The sequence below is a fragment of the Rhodococcus sp. CX genome, assembly GCF_015865005.1.
In the GTDB taxonomy this organism is placed as follows: Bacteria; Actinomycetota; Actinomycetes; order Mycobacteriales; family Mycobacteriaceae; genus Rhodococcus.
The window spans coordinates 1-3,003 of record NZ_JADZGH010000247.1; the positions used below are offsets into that span (position 1 = coordinate 1).

The 3,003-nt window shown below is 64.5% G+C and carries 2 protein-coding genes; both read right to left on the reverse strand.

Going from position 1 to position 3,003, the window contains the following annotated elements; translation table 11 throughout:
- Positions 1-515 precede the first annotated feature (515 nt).
- Positions 516-1,700: a nitrate/nitrite transporter gene (locus I0Q12_RS34980; protein ID WP_248674226.1), complete on the reverse strand. Its 1,185-nt coding sequence runs from the start codon at positions 1,698-1,700 to the stop codon at positions 516-518.
- 456 nt (positions 1,701-2,156) lie between these two features.
- Positions 2,157-2,951, reverse strand: coding sequence for an IclR family transcriptional regulator C-terminal domain-containing protein (locus I0Q12_RS26760; protein ID WP_197256356.1), 795 nt, complete (start codon positions 2,949-2,951; stop codon positions 2,157-2,159).
- Positions 2,952-3,003: the final 52 nt, after the last annotated feature.

The following is a 3,003-nucleotide window of genomic DNA, read 5'->3' on the forward strand; positions in this document are numbered from 1 at the left end:
AGAGCCCGTTGCGTCGAGAGGCGCACGGCGGGTTCGGCGAGAGGTCCGGGAAACGGGGCGGGAGCAATCCCGTCACCGCGCCCCGGGCCTACTCAGCGAAGCTACTGCCACGCTTCACTGTTCGAGGTGGATGACACGATTTCGGAGCAGGTCGAGATTGGCTCGCCCGTACCGCGCCGCTCGACCATGATCTCGGCGAAGCCCGCGAACGTGCGGGTGAACGGTGGCGTAGGCCGTCGATGCTCGGGATGTCGCTTCGGTCCGGGCGGGACCGAAAGGTCCGGGTCTGTTGTTCGGGTGCGCTCGGTTCGCATTCGCGCTGTGTCACGAGAACGTGCGGTAATCCGCGCGGACGGAACGTTCAGGCAGGAAGTTCGAGAACGTCCTGGCTCAGGAGATCTGATGAGCAGACGATCACCGCGCCGGAGCAACCTGTACGGCCGACGACACGACGGTCTCCCTCAGGAGACCGTCGTGTCGTCGGTTGGGGTATCAGGGTGTGGTGGTGTCGGGAGTTACCGTTCCGGGGCGGCGACGCTGCTCTTTCCGCCGTTCTCGTCGACGAAGTACAGGATGACTGCGCCGATCATCGGTCCGACGGCCAGGGCCGCGAAGGCGGCCAGGAACGAGCCGGTGGCCGAGAAGACCGCGCCGATCGCGAGAGGGACAAGGGTGCTGGCGATCTGCCAGAAGGCGTTGGATGCGCCGGCAGCGGTACCGGTGACCTCGCTCGAAACCAGGCGGGGAATCATCGCAACGATCAGGGGCAGGTATCCGTAGCCGACCAGACCGAGGAGGGGGGCCGCGATGAGGAGTGCAGGGACGTTGTCGAGCGTGCCGAAGAAGATCAGGATGACGGCGAACAGCGCGAGAATGACGATCGCGGGCTTTCGGGCGCTGCCTATCCGATCGCCGAGCATTCCGGTAAGGGGTTTACTGACGACCGCCACGCCCGCGAAGATCGCCACGATGAGCCCGGCGGTGGTGCCGGAGACGCCATGTCCCTTGATGAGCAGGGCGTTGGACCAGGTGACGAATCCGTATGTGCCCCAGAACCCGCCGAACCCTGCGAGGGAGAGCAGCATGAGGTCACGGTTGGTGGTCAGGGTCTTCCAGGCGGAGGGGCGCTTGCCGTTTCCTGCGGTGGCGATGCTGTTGGTGACCGGTCCCGGTCGGATGATCACGTAACAGGCGATCGCCGTGACGATCGAGATGGCACCGAAAAGGTGGTAGGAGGCATGCCAGCTGTAGTGGTTGATCATCCACGGGACGACGGTGTTGGCGATGACGGTGCCGAGCGAGGTCGCGGAGGTGAACAGGCCCATGACTTTGCCGAGTTCCTTGGGCTGGAACCAGCTTGCCAGGAGTTTGATGCCTGCGGCGTAATCCGCGCCGGCGAAGAAACCGACGACCGCTTGCACGCCGATGCCGATCATCGCGGAGGTGGTCGATCCGAAGACCATCATGAACAGGCCTGCGCCGGCGAGTGAGACGGTTACCACCTCGCGGCCACCGAACCGGTCGGACAGCACCCCGGTGAGGGCGTTGGAGCAGACGTAGCCGATGTAGTAGGCGGTGGCGAACACGCCGAGGCTGGCCAGTGGCACGCCGAGATCCTCACCGACGAAGACCGATGCCGGACCCCAGGTGGAGCGATCGACGGAGGTCATGGTGAAGGCGAGCCAGCAGAGCACGAGCACTACCCACCGATATCGGTTACGTGCCTGTTGATCGGGTGATGTGGAAATCGTCTGCACGAGGTGGTTCCTGTCTGGTCTCGGCGCGATGGCCCGGTGTCGGGTTGTGTTGATGTAACCGGGGTTCGTCGGAGTGGATCGCTGCCGTCAGTTGAATAGGCGTTGGCGCAGTCGAGGTGTGGAAGGGGACTGTGAACTTCACGAGTGGGCACACCGCAGAAAAGCTCGGGGCGAATCACCCTTCGACCGGTCGAGCGCTACACCTGTTCTATCAAGGTGATCGCGTTCACACAATGGGTGCGTCCGTTTGTGGATCTATTGCACGCTATGCGGACGCAATCGCCGTATGGGGCAGCTACGGAACGTGGCGCGGACCGACTCGGGGACCGCCACCCCACACTTCGGTCGCGCGCCGTGCAGTGCGCCGTCCAGAGAACTACTGCGACTGCCTACACCGCCTCATATTGCCGCCAGCTCCTCACGGATCTGCTCGGCCGCATTCCGAAGGACGGTGAGAATCGATCCCCTCATATGGTCGAGCGACACCCGCGAGGACTGGGCGGAGACGTTGAGGGCCGCGACTGCGCGGCCGTCCGCGTCGCGAACGGGCACGGCGATCGAACGAACTCCCTCGCTGAGTTCCTGGTCTGCCAGCGACCATCCCTCGTTGCGCGCAGCGATGATCTTCTCGCGCAATTCGGCGGTGTCGATCGTGGTGGCCTCGGTGTAACTGTGGGTGTTCACGCTCGCCAGATAGGCGTCGAGTTCGGCGTCGGTACGGTCGGCCAGGAGCACGCGACCGGTGGCGACGGCATAGGCCGGCAGGCTCGTCCCGACCACTATCTCGACCGTGAGGACCCGATTGGCCTGGACCCGGTCGACGTAGAAGATCTTGTCGTGGTGCAGGACGGTGAGCGAGGCCGTCTCCTGAGTCTGTGCGGCCAGGCGTTCGAGGTGGGGCCGGACGATATCGGGAAGTCCGCTGCTCAGGACGTAGGCGTCACCGATCTCGAGTATCGCCGGGCGGGCGGCGTAGGCGGTGCCGTCGTAGGACAGATACCCCATGTACTCGAGCGTCAGCACGAAGCGGCGAGCCGCGGTGCGGGTTATGCCGGCAAGGCCCGCGACTTCGGTGACCGACAAGGGGCGGCGTTCTCGCCCGAACAGTTTGAGCACCTCGAGCCCCCGGCCGAGAGCTTGAACATGGTCGCGGTTCTGTTCCGGGGGTGTCGTGGTCGCTTCGTTCTCGCTCACAGGCTCAACCTATCTACTTCCTCCGATGCTGCCGACCGAGTGGGTACATGGG